16 protein-coding genes, 1 tRNA gene and 1 riboswitch are annotated in these 14383 nt (G+C 54.2%); all 17 genes read right to left on the bottom strand.

Features of this window, described 5'->3' with window-relative positions; all coding sequences use genetic code 11:
- Positions 1-192: 192 nt before the first annotated feature.
- Positions 193-267 (bottom strand) — tRNA-Arg (locus Q4E93_RS26085).
- An 18-nt stretch (positions 268-285) separates the two neighbouring features.
- A complete protein-coding gene (locus tag Q4E93_RS26080; RefSeq protein WP_303590371.1) occupies positions 286-864 on the bottom strand; it encodes a MarC family protein in 579 nt (192 codons plus the stop codon).
- A 35-nt stretch (positions 865-899) separates the two neighbouring features.
- Positions 900-1550 (bottom strand): alpha-ribazole phosphatase, encoded by a 651-nt coding sequence (gene cobC / locus Q4E93_RS26075; RefSeq protein ID WP_303590369.1) that lies wholly within the window; start codon positions 1548-1550, stop codon positions 900-902.
- A 9-nt stretch (positions 1551-1559) separates the two neighbouring features.
- Positions 1560-2369, bottom strand: a complete 810-nt coding sequence (locus Q4E93_RS26070; RefSeq protein WP_303590367.1) for an adenosylcobinamide-GDP ribazoletransferase — start codon at positions 2367-2369, stop codon at positions 1560-1562.
- Positions 2370-2384: 15 nt separating this feature from the next.
- Positions 2385-3446, bottom strand: coding sequence for a nicotinate-nucleotide--dimethylbenzimidazole phosphoribosyltransferase (cobT, locus tag Q4E93_RS26065; protein WP_303590365.1), 1062 nt, complete (start codon positions 3444-3446; stop codon positions 2385-2387).
- A complete protein-coding gene (locus Q4E93_RS26060; RefSeq protein ID WP_303590363.1) occupies positions 3430-4113 on the bottom strand; it encodes a Dph6-related ATP pyrophosphatase in 684 nt (227 codons plus the stop codon). Before Q4E93_RS26060 ends, cobT begins: the two co-directional genes overlap by 17 nt.
- Positions 4110-4649: a bifunctional adenosylcobinamide kinase/adenosylcobinamide-phosphate guanylyltransferase gene (locus Q4E93_RS26055; RefSeq protein ID WP_303590361.1), complete on the bottom strand. Its 540-nt coding sequence runs from the start codon at positions 4647-4649 to the stop codon at positions 4110-4112. The genes Q4E93_RS26060 and Q4E93_RS26055 overlap by 4 nt, the downstream gene beginning before the upstream one ends.
- Entirely contained in the window at positions 4636-4860 is a 225-nt protein-coding gene (locus tag Q4E93_RS26050) for a cysteine-rich CWC family protein (protein ID WP_303590359.1), read from the bottom strand. Before Q4E93_RS26050 ends, Q4E93_RS26055 begins: the two co-directional genes overlap by 14 nt.
- Positions 4853-5788, bottom strand: a complete 936-nt coding sequence (locus Q4E93_RS26045) for an ABC transporter substrate-binding protein (protein WP_303590357.1) — start codon at positions 5786-5788, stop codon at positions 4853-4855. The genes Q4E93_RS26050 and Q4E93_RS26045 overlap by 8 nt, the downstream gene beginning before the upstream one ends.
- A gap of 12 nt (positions 5789-5800) precedes the next feature.
- Positions 5801-7750: a TonB-dependent receptor plug domain-containing protein gene (locus Q4E93_RS26040; protein ID WP_303590355.1), complete on the bottom strand. Its 1950-nt coding sequence runs from the start codon at positions 7748-7750 to the stop codon at positions 5801-5803.
- 107 nt (positions 7751-7857) lie between these two features.
- A riboswitch (cobalamin riboswitch) is annotated at positions 7858-8060 on the bottom strand.
- A gap of 32 nt (positions 8061-8092) precedes the next feature.
- Positions 8093-8680: a cob(I)yrinic acid a,c-diamide adenosyltransferase gene (locus tag Q4E93_RS26035; protein ID WP_303590353.1), complete on the bottom strand. Its 588-nt coding sequence runs from the start codon at positions 8678-8680 to the stop codon at positions 8093-8095.
- A gap of 1 nt (position 8681) precedes the next feature.
- Entirely contained in the window at positions 8682-9704 is a 1023-nt protein-coding gene (locus Q4E93_RS26030) for an ABC transporter ATP-binding protein (RefSeq protein WP_303590351.1), read from the bottom strand.
- A complete protein-coding gene (locus tag Q4E93_RS26025) occupies positions 9701-10762 on the bottom strand; it encodes a FecCD family ABC transporter permease (protein ID WP_303590349.1) in 1062 nt (353 codons plus the stop codon). The genes Q4E93_RS26030 and Q4E93_RS26025 overlap by 4 nt, the downstream gene beginning before the upstream one ends.
- Entirely contained in the window at positions 10759-11919 is a 1161-nt protein-coding gene (locus Q4E93_RS26020) for an ABC transporter substrate-binding protein (protein ID WP_303590348.1), read from the bottom strand. Before Q4E93_RS26020 ends, Q4E93_RS26025 begins: the two co-directional genes overlap by 4 nt.
- Positions 11916-12473 carry an AAA family ATPase gene (locus tag Q4E93_RS26015; protein ID WP_303590346.1) on the bottom strand — a complete coding sequence of 186 codons (558 nt, stop codon included), beginning with the start codon at positions 12471-12473 and terminating at the stop codon, positions 11916-11918. Before Q4E93_RS26015 ends, Q4E93_RS26020 begins: the two co-directional genes overlap by 4 nt.
- Positions 12455-13375: an adenosylcobinamide-phosphate synthase CbiB gene (gene cbiB, locus Q4E93_RS26010; RefSeq protein WP_303590344.1), complete on the bottom strand. Its 921-nt coding sequence runs from the start codon at positions 13373-13375 to the stop codon at positions 12455-12457. The genes Q4E93_RS26015 and cbiB overlap by 19 nt, the downstream gene beginning before the upstream one ends.
- Positions 13366-14379 carry a pyridoxal phosphate-dependent aminotransferase gene (locus Q4E93_RS26005; protein WP_303590341.1) on the bottom strand — a complete coding sequence of 338 codons (1014 nt, stop codon included), beginning with the start codon at positions 14377-14379 and terminating at the stop codon, positions 13366-13368. The genes cbiB and Q4E93_RS26005 overlap by 10 nt, the downstream gene beginning before the upstream one ends.
- Positions 14380-14383 lie beyond the last annotated feature (4 nt).

Raw genomic sequence — 14383 nt, 5'->3', positions numbered from 1 at the left:
AACTATCATGTGACTATAGTTTGGTTAATGGTTTATTGACAGTGTGATCTTTCAATGGGGTCTGGATAGTAAAAAAACAATGCTCATCACACGACAAGACATTATTTCAACTGTAAATTAACGAATTTTAACAAACATCCAAGATTGGAGGTTAAGATAAGCCCAGGAGAGCCTTAATTTGTCATTAAAAAGTGGTGGTCCCGTCCAGAATCGAACTGGAATCCAGGGCTTCGGAGACCCTTATACTATCCATTGTACTACAGGACCATATACATTTCCGCTGATCTATTTCAGCAGTTCCCGGAGGTTGCTGCTGAATATTTTTACGGCGATGGCCAGCAAAACTACGCCAAAAAATTTACGTACAGCAATCATACCTGCCTGTCCTAAGATTTTTTCTATAGAATTCAGGGATTTAAGCACGATGAAGATGATAATAAGGTTGATCAGGATGGCGAACAGCACGATGGAGGTCTCAAAATTGGTTTTCAGGGACATGATGGTGGTCAAAGTACCCGATCCGGCTATCAGTGGAAAGGCGATAGGTACGAGGATGGAGGCTTTCGCGTCCGGCTCGCTTTTGAAGAATTCCACCCCGAGCACCATTTCCAGCCCCAGGATAAAGATGACGATCGAGCCGCCAACGGCAAAGCTGCGTTGGTCCACCCCCAGGACCTGCAATAATTTTTCGCCGGCAAACAGGAAGGCTATCATCAGCAGCCCCGAGATCAGCGTGGCTTTCCCTTCGTGCAGGCCGCCCAGCTTTTTCTTCAGGGCGTGAAGAAGGGGTATGCTCCCGATGATGTCTATCACGGCAAATAATGTGAATGTCACGGTGAGGAGCTGATTCCAGTCGAAATCCATCCATTTTCCCATTTTGCGAAGGTACGTGGATCAGCTCAGGCAGGGCCTTTATCGTTGGAATAAAAGCTCTTTGGTTTGTGTTGTTCTTTTTCTGGCGGCGCCAGGTTGGACAGGATCTCGTATCCCAGGCCTTCCGGCGCCCCGGTGTCATACAGGCGTATCACGCACCCGTAGTAGAGGGAAAATACCTTGAAACTGTCTATTAAAGGCGTACCGGTGAGATGGGAGAGGATGCTCCGGATAACCCCGCCGTGCGCTACGATGGCAATGGGGCCGTTGGCGGTATGTGCATTGTCAAGGATCCGGTGGAAGCATCCCGTCACCCGCTGATGCAGGTCGGCATAACTCTCACCCCCGGGTATCCTCACCTGCACGAAATCTTTCATCCAGGGTTCTATTTCCTCCTTTGGCAGATCGTCCCAGCCACGCATTTCCCATTCTCCACAATGGATCTCCATCAGCTGGGGATGAAGGGTCAGGGGGTGTTCCGGGAATAAATGTTCCGCCAGCCGGGCACAGCGTTGCAGCGGGCTGCTATGCACGGCCGAAAATCCGGACGGCAAATGCCGGCGGATGACAGTTGCTTCGTCCATAAAGGTTTCCGTGACATCCAGGTCCGTCTGTCCATAGCAGATGCCCTTGCTTATTGCGGGTGTCGTATGCCGTATCAGATATATATCGTTCATATAGGTGGTTCAGGTATACCTCCAGACGATGATCCAACCCAGGTAGATGGCGATCTCCGTCACTTGCTGGATGGCGCCCATGCAATCGCCCGTATAGCCGCCGATCCATTTTTTAAAATACTTTGTCATTTCAAAGGTAGCATACGCTGCGGGAAGGATCACCAGCCAGAAAGGCCAGGGAAAGAAAGCAAGGGGCAGGACCCCGAACAATATTGCCATCAGGAGCGCCGGCAATGGCAGCCGCCGGTCAGTGATGGGTTTGGACTTGCTATGTTCCGGGTCCGTCACATTGTCTGTCCATTGCAAAGCGACCACGGGCATCAGCCTGCTCAAAGTATGGGCTGTGATCACAGCGCCGATGAAATAGCGGTAGTTGAAAAAGAGGAGGCGGGGTGAGCCGTTGAGCTCGGGTGTAAAAGACGGCAGCTCACGGAGCAGGAGGAACTTACTGCCCAGCATCGCTATCAGCCCGATGACGCCAAAAGCGCCCACCCGGCTGTCCTTCATGATAAGGAGGATCTTTTCTTTTGTCCAGCCGCCGCCAAAGCCGTCGCATACATCGGCAAATCCATCTTCATGAAAGGCCCCGGTCACCAGCAGTCCGGCGATCATGGAAGAAAGGATGCCGATGTCCGTTGAGATGAGCCGGGAGAACACCAGGAACGCGAGGGCCGAGATACCACCGACGATCCCTCCTACCAGGGGGAAATAGGTGGCTGCCTTGTTCAGGTGTTCCGGATCATGCCCAATGTTCTGCGGCACCCTTATCCGGGTGAAGTACATGACGGCCGTAAGGAATATTTTCCATTGCTTTATCATATGATCCTCGTGAGGCTACTCGCGCTTACTCACCCCGGCTGATTCGAACGAAGCCATCTCGCGCAGGAAAGCCATGGCCGACTGTACGATGGGATAGGCCATGGCAGCGCCGGTGCCTTCGCCCAGCCGCATGCCCAGGTTCAGCAGCGGGCGGGCGTTCAGGTACTCCAGCATTCGTTGATGTCCCTGTTCGCCGCTGGTGTGTGAGTAGATACAAAAATCTTTTACTTCCGGGTCCAGCAGGGTAGCCAGCAATAAGGCGGCGGTGGTAATAAAGCCATCCACAAGGATCACCATTTTTAAGGCGGCTGCCTGGAGATAGGCGCCTGTCATCATGGCGATCTCGTAGCCTCCTACGTGCCGGAGGATCGTCACCACATCGGGGGATGCGGCGATTGCCTGCACATGCCGCCGGTGGACAGCGCGGAGGGTTGCTATCTTTGTTTCCAGTTGCTGGTCGTTGACGCCCGTGCCACGCCCGCAACATTCTTCCACCGGGAAGCCGGTGACAAAGCTCATGATCAGCGATGCGGAGGACGTGTTGCCGATGCCCATTTCCCCCAGCCCAATGCAGTTGCAGCCTTCTTTATGCAGGCCGGTCACTATCTTTTTCCCCGCTTCCATGGCCCTTAAGGCGTCTTCCCTGGTCATTGCCTCCCCTTCCAGGTAGTTGCGGGTGCCGGGAGCGATCTTCTCATCGATGAGAGAGGGGGTTCCTTCCGGCAGCAGTTGGGCGAAGTCCACATTCACGCCTGCATCCACCACCTGCAGCCCGATGCCGTGCTGACGACACAATACATTGATGGCCGCGCCGCCCTGGAGAAAGTTGAGGACCATTTGTGCCGTCACAGCCTGGGGATAGGGATTTACCAGGCCGGTGGCGGCGATGCCATGGTCTCCCGCGAACACAACGATATGAGGGTGGGTTAGCCGTGGATGGGCTGTTCCCTGGATCATACCGACCTGCAGCGCCAGCTCCTCCAGTCGTCCTAAAGCGCCCAGGGGCTTTGTTTTGCTGTCGATGCGGCCTTGTAAGGTTTCCTGCAATTGAGCGGTTGTATCAGCAATGTAGGTCACAGAAATAAAATTTTGCCGGACCCTCGGGTCCTTTGTATGTTTTAAAATCGATAGCTCCTTTTTCATAAGGAATGGGATAGCTGAAAATGGGCCCTTCGAAAACGAAGGAATGATATTCTCCATTTTCGCCACAGGGGTCCACGTCTGCGGGCAGGTCCTGCAAAAAAGTCTCATCGATGATCCTTCCGCAGAAGCTTTTGTCCAGCCACCGGGTGTTCACGCATATGACGATTGCTTTAAACCCCTTCTCCAGGAATTCCCGCATCAGCACCGCGGATGGGATTTTCCACAACGGGAAGATACAGGTCAGGTCCATGCTTTCCAACTTTTCTTCCCTGTATCGTCGCAGGTCTTCCAGGAAGATGTCGCCAAAGATAGCGTGGGTACAGCCTTCGGCCTTCAGGAGCGCTACCTTTTCCCCCATGGCGGCCTCATATACATCCATAGCGGGCTGATGGGGCAGGTCCAGTGTCCGCAGCGGAATGCCGATGGATGCCGCCTGCGCTTCCAGCAGCCCCCTGCGCACGTCGTGCATGGAGATCCGGTCTGCTTCTGCATTCATGCTGGTGAGCAGGCTTTGTACCTGACAGGCCGGATCTTCCAGTATCCTGTTCAGGGCAAGCGCGGAATCTTTTCCGCCACTCCAGTTCATATAGGCCCGGGTCATGATGCTTCTTTTTTTACGACGAGGGGGATACCGCTGACCATCAGGAGCACCGTGCCTGCTTTCGATGCAATGTACTGGTTCATCCAGCCCTGAAGGTCCGTGAACTTTCTTCCCATCTCCGTCTCTGCATGTACGCCCATGCCGATCTCATTGCTTACGATGAGGAGAAGGGCATCCTGCAGGCATAACGCATCGATCTCTTTCCGGCAGGCTTCCAGACATGCATCCACGTCATATCGAAGATCGATAAAGAAATTCGTCAACCACAGCGTGATACAGTCGATCACAGCCACCTTGCCTCCCAGGTCAAGCCGGCTGAGCGCTTTTTCTTCTTCGATGGAGGTCCATCGGTGGTCCCTCTCCTGCTGATGACGGCGGACCCGTTGTTTGAACTCGTCGTCGAACTGCCGGGCCGTCGCTATGTAAACAGGATTGTCGCTCCATTGCAGGGCCAGCTCCTGGGCGTGACGGCTTTTGCCGCTGCGGGCGCCGCCAGTGATGAAAATGAGGCCGGATGTCTGTCTATTTTCCTTCATTCGAAAAATATTTTTCCCTGAATAAGGTATACCGCTGTTGCAGTTCCGAGAGGCATTTCCGGCAGAGGCAGTCCTGGTATCTGCCTTCAATAAAGGCCCGTTCTTCCGGTGACAGCCGGATGCCGTAGCACTGGCACTGCGTGATATCTCCTACTTTGCATTCGAAAGGAGTTCCGCAACGGGGACAATATTTTTCCTCGTGCTTACACATGCTGCGGAAATTTATCGGGTACAATGCGGTATTTGGAACGTAAGGTTTCAGGCACGGTGAATATACCGGGATGGAACAGCGCAGCCAGCAGCTCGATCCCATCCGTGAGGGTTCCCGGACTTGGTTGTGTGAACAGGTCGTAGTCAGCGAGGAATACGGCTCCGTTCCTCACGGACTGGAGATCCTGCCACCCCTGTTTGGATTGCAGCAGGTGCAGCTCTTCGGCCGAGCGACCCGTGTGAAACCCGCAGGGGGCGATGACCAATACTTCGGGATCATAGCGTACGATCTTTTCCCAGGGGGTGACGATGCTGTCTCCCGAGGGATTTGATAGCATGTCGATACCTCCCGCGCAGGCTACCTGGTAAGGTATCCAATGTCCGCAATTGTACACGGGCTCGATCCATTCCATCACCATCACCCTTCTGTGCGGAGCCCTGTGCCTGCGTAATTCGTCGATGATATGATCCATCTTTTTTTGCAGGATGGACAGGTGGCGATAGGCTGCTTCTTCGCGGCCCAGGGCCGTAGCGATCAGCACCGCTGTCTGGAAGACATCCTGCAGGCTGGATGGAGTCAGAGGGATCAGCACAGGCCGTCGTTCCAGGCGGGCAATGGCTGCTGCCGTGCATGCCGTATCGATCTGGCAGACATCGCAGACATCCTGCGTGAAGATGATATCGGGCGCAATGGCCTGCAGCAGGTCCTCCTCCACATAATACAGGCTTTTCCCCTGGGCTTTGGAGGCGGAGAATATTCTATCGATCTCTTCGCTGCTGTAGTTATTTCCTTCCAGCATGCAGCGCACCACCGCCGGCTTGCCGGCTGCTTCCGGCGGGCATTCGAAGGTCACTCCATACAGAAGATCTTCTAAGCCCATGTCATAGATCATTTTCGTGGCGGCGGGAAGAAAGGAGCAGGCTTTCATTGTATAATATTTTTACCAACGCAGGCTGACGCCGGCCATGAAGTTAAACTTTTTGGTGCTATAACCGGGTATGTCGAAGAACTGTTGATTGGTGAGATTCTTGCCATCCGCGAACACTTTCAGGAAAGATGTGACCTTGTATTCGGCATAAGCGTCCAGCGTATAATAACTATCTATGTTCACCGGTGCGCCGCCAAATACCGATTCGATACGCTTACCTGTTGTCCGTAAAGCCGTGCTGAGGAAGAGCTTCGAAGTGGCTTGAAAGCCTGCGCTCAGGTTCACCGCATTTTTAGGACGGCGGTAGAGATTATTATAGGTGGTGTCCTTCCCATTCACGGGCGTGGTGACTTTTCCCGTGGTGTACGTGTAATTTCCCGAGAAAGACCACCGATCTATCCTGTAAGAAGCTTCCAGCTCAGCCCCCTGGTCTTGCTGCTTGTTCAGGTTCATATACCAGCTGGTGTAATTCGCATCGGTGTAGAAGATTATATTGTCCCTGGTGTTGCGGTGGAAGTACAGCGCCCTGATGTTGAAAGGAGAAAAGTTGTATTGAATGCCTGTTTCCACGCTGGTGGTCCTTTCCGGCTTAAGGTCGCCGGAGGGGTTTCTGTATTCAGAATACAATTGGTACAAGGTGGGGGCTGAAAAGCCGGAAGAAAGATTAGCGAAGATCTTTACCCTGGAATTGATCAGATAAGAGGGATTGATAGAATAGGTAAAGACGTCGCCATACCTGTTAAAGCTGTTGTAGCGTCCGCCCACTTCAAAATTAAACCCTCCCATATTCTTTACAATGGCGGAGACATAGGCCGCGAACTGCCGGACTTTGGCGCTATCCGGGCTCAGGACAGAAAGAGGTGGCGCGTAGTACTGGGAGATATACAGGCTTGTTTCATTGATCCGCTGGTTGCGGTAATCCACTCCGCCCAACAGATCGAGGTGCCGGGATATGCCGATGTTGGTATACAGCTCCAGGTAATGTGACGTGCCGGTGAATTTACTTTTGCTGAAGCTGCCGCCCTGTGTGATCAGCGTCGCCGAATCGTCCAGGTAACTCCTGGTCACCGTGTTGTAATTATAATTGAAATGGACCGCCGAGTGGAGAATGGTGTAGTCCGCGCCAATGCCGGCCTGGGTGTTCTTATTGGTGGTGGTGTATAATTTATCATCCTTGTATCCACCCGCGTCGAGGTCGTTGTCGTACTGGTTGTATTGGAAATTGCCTCTCAGATTCAGCGCATCGCTGATCTTTTGACCGACATTGACCATTACGAGGTTCTCTGAAAAGCCGTCGTTATCGTAGTGGCTTTTATGGCTGGAGTCATAGGCCGAGGAGATCCCATCGCTGCGGAGGTGGGTGTACATGACATTGTAGGAAGTGTTCTTTATTTTTCCGTCTATGCCGGCGGAGCCTTTGAAGGTGCCGTAGCTGCCTCCTGACAGATGCGCGGAAAGGTTGACGGGCTTGTTCCCTCCTTTGCGGGTAATGATATTAATGACCCCTGCCACGGCGTCGCTGCCATAGAGGGTGGACTGGCTCCCTTTTAATATCTCTACTCTTTCCACCTGGTCTGTGTTGATGAGGTTCAGGTCAAAAGACGTGGCGATACCTGAAGGATCATAAGCGGGGATGCCATCGATGAGGATGAGCGTCTTTCCCCCCGAGGCGCCCTGCAGGAAAACGGTCTGTGTCGATCCCAGCGGACCCTGGGATCCTGCAACGAAGACGCCGGCCTGGGTGTTCAGTACTTCCGTGAGCTGTTTGCCGGCACTTTTTTCCAGCTGCTCTTTGGTGATCACTGTCAGTACTTTACCTGTAAGGCTTTGCTTAACGGGAAATTTGGTGGCTGTCACTACTACTTCGTCCAGCCTGCGGCCGCTGGTGTCTGATGATTGTGCGAAAAGGGCGCTGCTGCCGGCTGCCGACAACATGAAAAGAAAGAAATGTTTCTTGCTCATTACAGTTGGGTTTTAATGAGCCTTCGAGATTAATGAAACAGGGCTGAAATATAAATTGCCTGCCTGTGCGGGACATTTACACTCCATGCTTTTCACCCGAAAGCCTTGAATGATGAAATGATCTGGCAGGTCTTCTGGCTCGTGCCCTACCGGCTGACCTTCCCATCCGTCGGCTGACGGACAGTGGTTTGAAGTTTGCCGGAATCTGAGAATGGCACTTACAGCTACGGGGATAGCGCCGGATTTGCACCGGACTTCCCTTTTAATGATCCGCCTGTAGGCGGATCAACCATGATCGGTGGCAAATGTAGGAAGAGGAGCGGTAACGTGGAAATTTATTACTTATTTCCCCGACGTCTCACCTTTAAATCTTTTGTACAGGAATAATTTCCATTTCTCTTCTGCCACTCCTGCTTTATCCATTTCCGCCCTCGCCAATGTAAAGAAAAGATCGGATAGCCGGTTGATATACGCCGGGATGGCCGGGTGCACAGCATCAGCCCGCATCAGTGTCGTCAGTCTTCGCTCGCCTCTGCGCATCTGTGTACGCACCAGGTGGCACAAGGCCGAGATCTCATCACCGCCCGGCAGCAGGAAATATTCGGAAGGGCTGGTCATTGCCGCTTCCAGCTCATCGATCCAGGCTTCGCAGAGCGCCGCTCCGTCTTCGGGCATGGGATTGTTGTTGACTTTTTTGGCGTCGGAGGGCCTGGCCAGATGCGACATCATATCCATCATGTCCTTTTGGATCTTATGCAGCTTTGGCTGCCATGCATGTTCAGTTCCCAGCTGCACGCGCAGCAGCCCGATGCTGGAATTCACTTCATCCAGCGTTCCGATGCATTCCACCCGGACATCGTCCTTCGCAACACGGCTGCCGCCGAAAAGGCCTGTGGTGCCTGTGTCTCCTTTTTTTGTATAGATCTTCATATCAAATAAATTGATTGCGTAATGTGTCGAGCAGGCCGGATAAGCTGTCAAAGGTTTGCCTGCCCGACGATGAGTCCAGCAGCCATACAGGAGCGGCGCCTTCCTCCACCCGTATGTCCATGGCTGCCTGGCCTGCCGCCGTCACCTCGAAACCTTCCCGCTGCAGGGCTCTCTTTGTCCAGAAAGTAGCCACGCCCTTGCCGGCGAGCCCTATTTTTTTCAGATGACCGGAATGGATATTAAAACTACCTGTTCGTTTGTCAAAGAGAATGCCTTCTTTGTCGAAGACAGACTCGAAGGTGCCGTTGAGCACCAGGTCTTCCGGCATACCTCTGTCCAGCCTGCCGCCCGTCTGGAGCAGCCATAGCTCATCGGCCACCTGCAAAGCCAGGTCGAGCTCGTGGGTGGAGAGCAGGATCCCTTTCTGCGTTTGCCTGGCCATCTTATGCAGCAGCTGCATGATCCGTATGCGGCTGGGGAGGTCCAGGTGGGCCGTGGGTTCGTCCAGCATCATCAATGGCGTGTCCTGTGCCAGGGCGCGGGCCAGCATCACTTTCTGGCTTTCACCGTCGCTGAGCATTCCTATTTTTCGATCGGCATATGATCCAATGCCTGTCACCTCCATGGCCCATGCGATGATACGCCGGTCTTCTTCCTTCAGGGTGCCGAGCCAGCCCGAATAAGGATATCTTCCCAGGGCTACCAGGGAATAGGCCGTGAGGTTGCTGTAGCGAACGGGGTCTGTCAGGACCAGGCTGATCTTTCGGGCCAATGCGGCGGGAGTCCGTTGAGCGGAGCTGGGATCACCCATAATGTGAATGGCGCCGCCCAGCGAGGGTTGTAGTCCGGCCAGGGTCCGCAATAGCGTGGACTTGCCTGCGCCGTTGGGTCCCAGGAGGCAGATGAGCTGTCCTGACCGGATGGTCGCGGAGATCGGTCCTGCAATGGTGACGGGCTTGCCCCGGCGGGATCTGTATCCCACCTCCAATCCCTTTGTTTCTAATAAGGTCTGACGGCTGCTCATCCGAATATGCTTAAATTATTTTTTCTAAGGATCATCCATATGACGGTGGGGGCGCCCACCAGGGCCGTGACGATATTGATGGGCAGGGCCGCCTGGCTGCCCGGCAATTGTCCTATCACATCACATAGCAGCATGAGGATGGTGCCGATGAGGCAGCATGCGGGTATGAGGACGCGGTGATTGGAAGTGGCAAAGAGGGAACGTGCCATTTGCGGTACCGCAATCCCTATAAATCCGATGGGGCCGCAGAAGGCCGTGATGCTGCCTGCCAGCAGGCTCGTGCTGCAGATGATGATCACCCGCGCCCGCTGTGTCGTTACGCCCATGCTTCTGGCATAATTTTCTCCCAGCAGCAGGGCGTCCAGCATTTTGGAGGAAAGAAAGGAAATGACGAGGCCCACGAAGGCCGCCAGTCCTAAAATATACAGCTGCGCCCCCGTCACCCCGCCCAGCGACCCAAAGGTCCACATGAGGTAATCTTTGATCAGCTCGGGGTCGCTGAAGTATTGCCAGATGCTGATGATGGACAAAGTGACGGTGCCGACCATAACGCCGATGATCAGCATCATGATATTGTCCCTGACTGTTCTCGAGATCAGAATCACCAGCAGCATGACGGCTGCGGCGCCTGTGCAACCGGCGACAGTGATCAGCCAGCTTCCGGAGAGACCGAGTTCGCGGATCGTGTACAGCGTGGTGATGCTTCCTCCTGCCAGCATGACGGCGGCTACTCCTAAGCTGGCGCCGGCAGTAACGCCCAGCACCGCTGGTTCGGCCAGGGGATTGCGAAACAGGGTCTGCATCTGCAGTCCGCTGACGGAAAGTCCGCAGCCCGCGATGACGGCTGTAAAAGTCTTTGGTATCCTGATCTGCGTGACGATGTATTGCCAGGTACTGTCCTCTCCGGGCAGGGAAAGGACGATCCTGCAAATGGATCGTAAAGGTATCCTCACCGGTCCCAGCGCAATGTCCAGGAAGAAGGCCGCCAGCAGCAGCAGGCAAAGAAATGCCAGCTGTATGGTTTTGCGTTTTCGCTGGTTGGTTCTCAGCTGCATCATGGTAATTGTTTATAATAAACGAGGGTATGCCCGGGCAGCAGCTCCGGGTGAAGGATGCTGATCATATCCGCCAGCAGTACCTGGGGGTTTACGGCGCCGGATTCCCAATAATCGTTGGACCCGATGTCGTTGGTCCTTTTATTGTTGTTAAACAGCTGCCCTGTACTGAAAGATCTGAAGCTGGCAAATCGGGTGTCCTTTGCCGTTATATCCTGTTTGCGATCCAAATATCCAATATTCAGCCAGAAATCCGCCTTCAGTGCCTCCGGCGCCACGGCTTCGAAATTCAGGGCGAGGCTGCCGACGCCTTTGGTATCAGCCCATTTGTACCCTCCTCCCGCATCCCGGATGAAATGGGCCATATAGCTGTCACCAGCCGGGACGAACCAGGATCCTTTGTAAGGCATTCCGATGATGACGCGGGGATGCTCCTTCACCTGGCTGGCCAGCCGCACCAGGCTGTCGTAAGATCTCGCCACACTATCGAATTTTTTATTCACCAGGTCTTCTTTATTCACCAGCGCGGCCATTAGCTTTACCCACTCGGCCCTGCCCAGGGGAGTGGATTCCAGCCATTCCGCGTTCAGGATGACGGGTATGCCCGCGTCCATCAGCGTTTTATACTTAGCCGTCGTAGCCTCGGGGTTGCTCATGGCTATGATGAGGCCGGGATGGAGGGAGATCAGCAGCTCATTGTTGAGATTGCCGTCGAGGCCCACCTGTATGGTCTTGCCGGCTTTGATATTTGCCCGGACGACGGGGGAGTTGATATATTGTAAGCTGCCCAGCCCGGTGATCCTGTCGGCTATTCCCAGGAAATCTGCCATTCCCACATGCATGGACGACATGGCTATAAAGGAGGAGACAGGGATGGGAATCACCTGCGCTTTGGGATGGCCGGCGGGGGCGGGATGTCCCTTTTGCACCAGGAGGTATTCCAGGGTATCCGTCACCTCTCCTTTCCTGTCCAGCACATGCACCAGCTTGTAATGGTCATGATAGTCGATGGTAAAGCCATGGGCGTATCGTATCGTGGTACTGACCCCGGGGCTGTCACTGTTGTCGACGGCGGGCGGCGGCGTGTTTTGAGCTGTTCTTTCCTTACAGGAAAAGATCGTGAGCAGGAGGGCGCAATAAAAAAGTCTGATGTTGATCATGAAAATTGTTTTTCCTTTCCGGCCAGGGCTGAAAGGGTGTCCTGAATAAATATGATCCGCTGCTGCACCGGGACCAGGGGAAGCGCTACCACCTGATAACCTGCTTGCCGGTAAACTGTCCATATATGATCCGCCAACTGCGCCGCCTCTGCAAATGTCTGCCATCTTTCGCTGTCCTGGATATAGATCTCCTCCCAGGGCGGCAGCAAAAAAACGGTCGGGGCGTAGCGGTACCTTTCCAGCGCCGCGTGATACAACTCTCCCACCGGCAGATGGGCAGCCCTGAGATAGGCGATGATATCAGGGATACCTCTATCGAAAAAGACGGGCCCTGTATTGCCCGCTGCATCGAAGGACGACACCATGCGCTGTAATACCTTTCCGGCGAAGCAGGGCAGGTCCAGCCAGGGCAGGCATCCGGAATCCCGTTCCTTCTCTTCGATGATCAGCTGCCGGGAAGCTTCTGCCTGACAAGGATACCCCGACCGATGCAAGCCTTGCAGCAGGCTTGTTTTACCTGCACCCGGGCCGCCGGTTATAATATATTTAGGCATATGATCAGTATTACCATCAACAAACAGGTTTTATGATTGACGCCGGCGGCTTTTTCTATCTCTTCCGGCGACAGCTCACGCGGGTTGACGCCTATGAAAGGTTTTGTCACGATGACCCCCTGGTAAATATTGGCGCCTCCAAACCGTGCGTCCAGGATACCTGCCAGCGCGGCTTCCGGGTAGCCTGCATTGGGGCTCTTGTGCCGGCGCCCATACCGGAACATAAATTGCGCGCCCCTTCCGCTGGCTGTCACCAGCACCATCAGCAACGCCGTCAGACGGGCGGGGATAAAGTTGGCCACGTCGTCCAGGCGGGCGGCAAACTTGCCGAACTGTTCGTAGCGCGGACTCCGATAGCCGACCATGGAGTCCAGCGTATTGATCATCTTATAGGTCATCATGCCGGGAACGCCCGCCAGCGCATAGAAGAACAGGGGGGCGATGACGCCGTCACTGAGGTTTTCTGACAGGGTCTCCATCACGGCTATGCGGATCTGTGCGGGGTTGAGCGTTGAGGTATCCCTTCCTACGATGCGGGACAATTGTTTGCGACCCGCGTCGGTCCCGTTGCGTTGCAATATGGTAAACACCTGCCTGCATTCGACCACCAGCTGCCGGTTAGCCAGGCCATAGAACACGAAGAGACTGCTGACGATGTAATACAGGGCGGGATGCAGGCGCCATAACAGAATGGATAGGTACCAGAAGAAAACAAACATGGCTCCGCATAAAACCAGGGTCATGGCCATTCCCTTGAGGAAGATCGTGCTGCCTTTATTCAGCCAGGCCTCTCCTTTGGCGATCAGCCATCCGAAGAGCCGGATAGGATGCGGCCACCCGGCCGGGTCGCCCAGGCAAAGGTCCAGCAGATAGCCTGCTGCCAGCGGTATGATCATGCGCATTTCCGTTGCCATTTTTCAAGAGCGGTGATCAATAACTGGTTTTGATGCGGGGCCAGGGTAGCCAACCGGAAATGTCTTTCACTCAGTCCCCTGAAATTGCCCGCGTCCCGGATCAGGATGCGGCATTCATCCAATAGATATTGCTGCAGCGCCCGGGCAGTGCCCGATGATGTTTCACAGACGAAAAAATGCGTATGACTATCCAGGACGGTGAGATGATCCTGCCGCAGCTGCCGTACAAAGCTTTCCTTATCCTGTAACAGGCGATCCAGCGGAATACCGATGGATGCATAATGGTCGAAGATAAAGTGTCCCGCTACCAGGGCCATCGCATTCACTGACCAGGGCATTTTTAAAGATTGCAGCTTGTTGATGATCTCCCGGGAGGCTGCAATGTATCCCAGCCTCAATCCGGGGATGGAAAAGGTCTTGGTGAGCGAGCGCAGGATCGCCAGGTTGGGGTAATGGTGCAGGAGGGAGATCGCGGATGTGATCGTGCGGGTGAACTCAATAAAGGCTTCGTCAATGATAAATAGCGTATCGGGATGATTGCCGAGCAGGTGTTCCATTTGAGAAAATACCGCACCTGTAGGATTATTGGGATTGCCCAGCCATAACAGTTCTTGTTTGCCGGGGACTGCCAGGTGATCCCATTCAATGAGATCTACTTTATGCCCATGCATGCGGCAGGCATCCTCGTATTCCGAAAAAGAAGGGATGACGATGCCCGACCGCCGGGCGGCATAGGCCTGGGCTATCAGATAAATGCTTTCGGTGGCGCCGTTGGTGACCAGTATATTTTCCGATGTCAATCCATGATGACGTGCTGCTTTCACTGCCAGGCTTTCGCCTGCTACTTCCGGATAGCGGTTGATCTGCCGCCACTGGCTGAACAGGTGTTCTTTCAGTCCCGCGGGCTCGCCCCCATGCCAGACATTGGTGCTGAAGTCGGCGATGATGTCGCCGCCCAGCCTGTAACCATTATCACCATGCCCGTATAACATGCGT

Origin of the sequence: Flavitalea plasmicola, assembly GCF_030546645.1 — a bacterium.
GTDB lineage: Bacteria > Bacteroidota > Bacteroidia > Chitinophagales > Chitinophagaceae > Puia.
This window is presented reverse-complemented; position numbering and strand designations above follow the sequence as displayed.

What these genes read in the sequence shown, in the direction of transcription:
- Q4E93_RS26080 (WP_303590371.1), bottom strand. Translation starts at nt 864, where the DNA reads ATGGATTTCGACTGGAATCAGCTCCTCACCGTGACATTCACATTATTT.
- cobC (WP_303590369.1), bottom strand. Translation starts at nt 1,550, where the DNA reads ATGAACGATATATATCTGATACGGCATACGACACCCGCAATAAGCAAG.
- Q4E93_RS26070 (WP_303590367.1), bottom strand. Translation starts at nt 2,369, where the DNA reads ATGATAAAGCAATGGAAAATATTCCTTACGGCCGTCATGTACTTCACC.
- Q4E93_RS26060 (WP_303590363.1), bottom strand. Translation starts at nt 4,113, where the DNA reads ATGACCCGGGCCTATATGAACTGGAGTGGCGGAAAAGATTCCGCGCTT.
- Q4E93_RS26055 (WP_303590361.1), bottom strand. Translation starts at nt 4,649, where the DNA reads ATGAAGGAAAATAGACAGACATCCGGCCTCATTTTCATCACTGGCGGC.
- Q4E93_RS26050 (WP_303590359.1), bottom strand. Translation starts at nt 4,860, where the DNA reads ATGTGTAAGCACGAGGAAAAATATTGTCCCCGTTGCGGAACTCCTTTC.
- Q4E93_RS26045 (WP_303590357.1), bottom strand. Translation starts at nt 5,788, where the DNA reads ATGAAAGCCTGCTCCTTTCTTCCCGCCGCCACGAAAATGATCTATGAC.
- Q4E93_RS26040 (WP_303590355.1), bottom strand. Translation starts at nt 7,750, where the DNA reads ATGAGCAAGAAACATTTCTTTCTTTTCATGTTGTCGGCAGCCGGCAGC.
- Q4E93_RS26035 (WP_303590353.1), bottom strand. Translation starts at nt 8,680, where the DNA reads ATGAAGATCTATACAAAAAAAGGAGACACAGGCACCACAGGCCTTTTC.
- Q4E93_RS26030 (WP_303590351.1), bottom strand. Translation starts at nt 9,704, where the DNA reads ATGAGCAGCCGTCAGACCTTATTAGAAACAAAGGGATTGGAGGTGGGA.
- Q4E93_RS26025 (WP_303590349.1), bottom strand. Translation starts at nt 10,762, where the DNA reads ATGATGCAGCTGAGAACCAACCAGCGAAAACGCAAAACCATACAGCTG.
- Q4E93_RS26020 (WP_303590348.1), bottom strand. Translation starts at nt 11,919, where the DNA reads ATGATCAACATCAGACTTTTTTATTGCGCCCTCCTGCTCACGATCTTT.
- Q4E93_RS26015 (WP_303590346.1), bottom strand. Translation starts at nt 12,473, where the DNA reads ATGCCTAAATATATTATAACCGGCGGCCCGGGTGCAGGTAAAACAAGC.
- cbiB (WP_303590344.1), bottom strand. Translation starts at nt 13,375, where the DNA reads ATGCGCATGATCATACCGCTGGCAGCAGGCTATCTGCTGGACCTTTGC.
- Q4E93_RS26005 (WP_303590341.1), bottom strand. Translation starts at nt 14,379, where the DNA reads ATGTTATACGGGCATGGTGATAATGGTTACAGGCTGGGCGGCGACATC.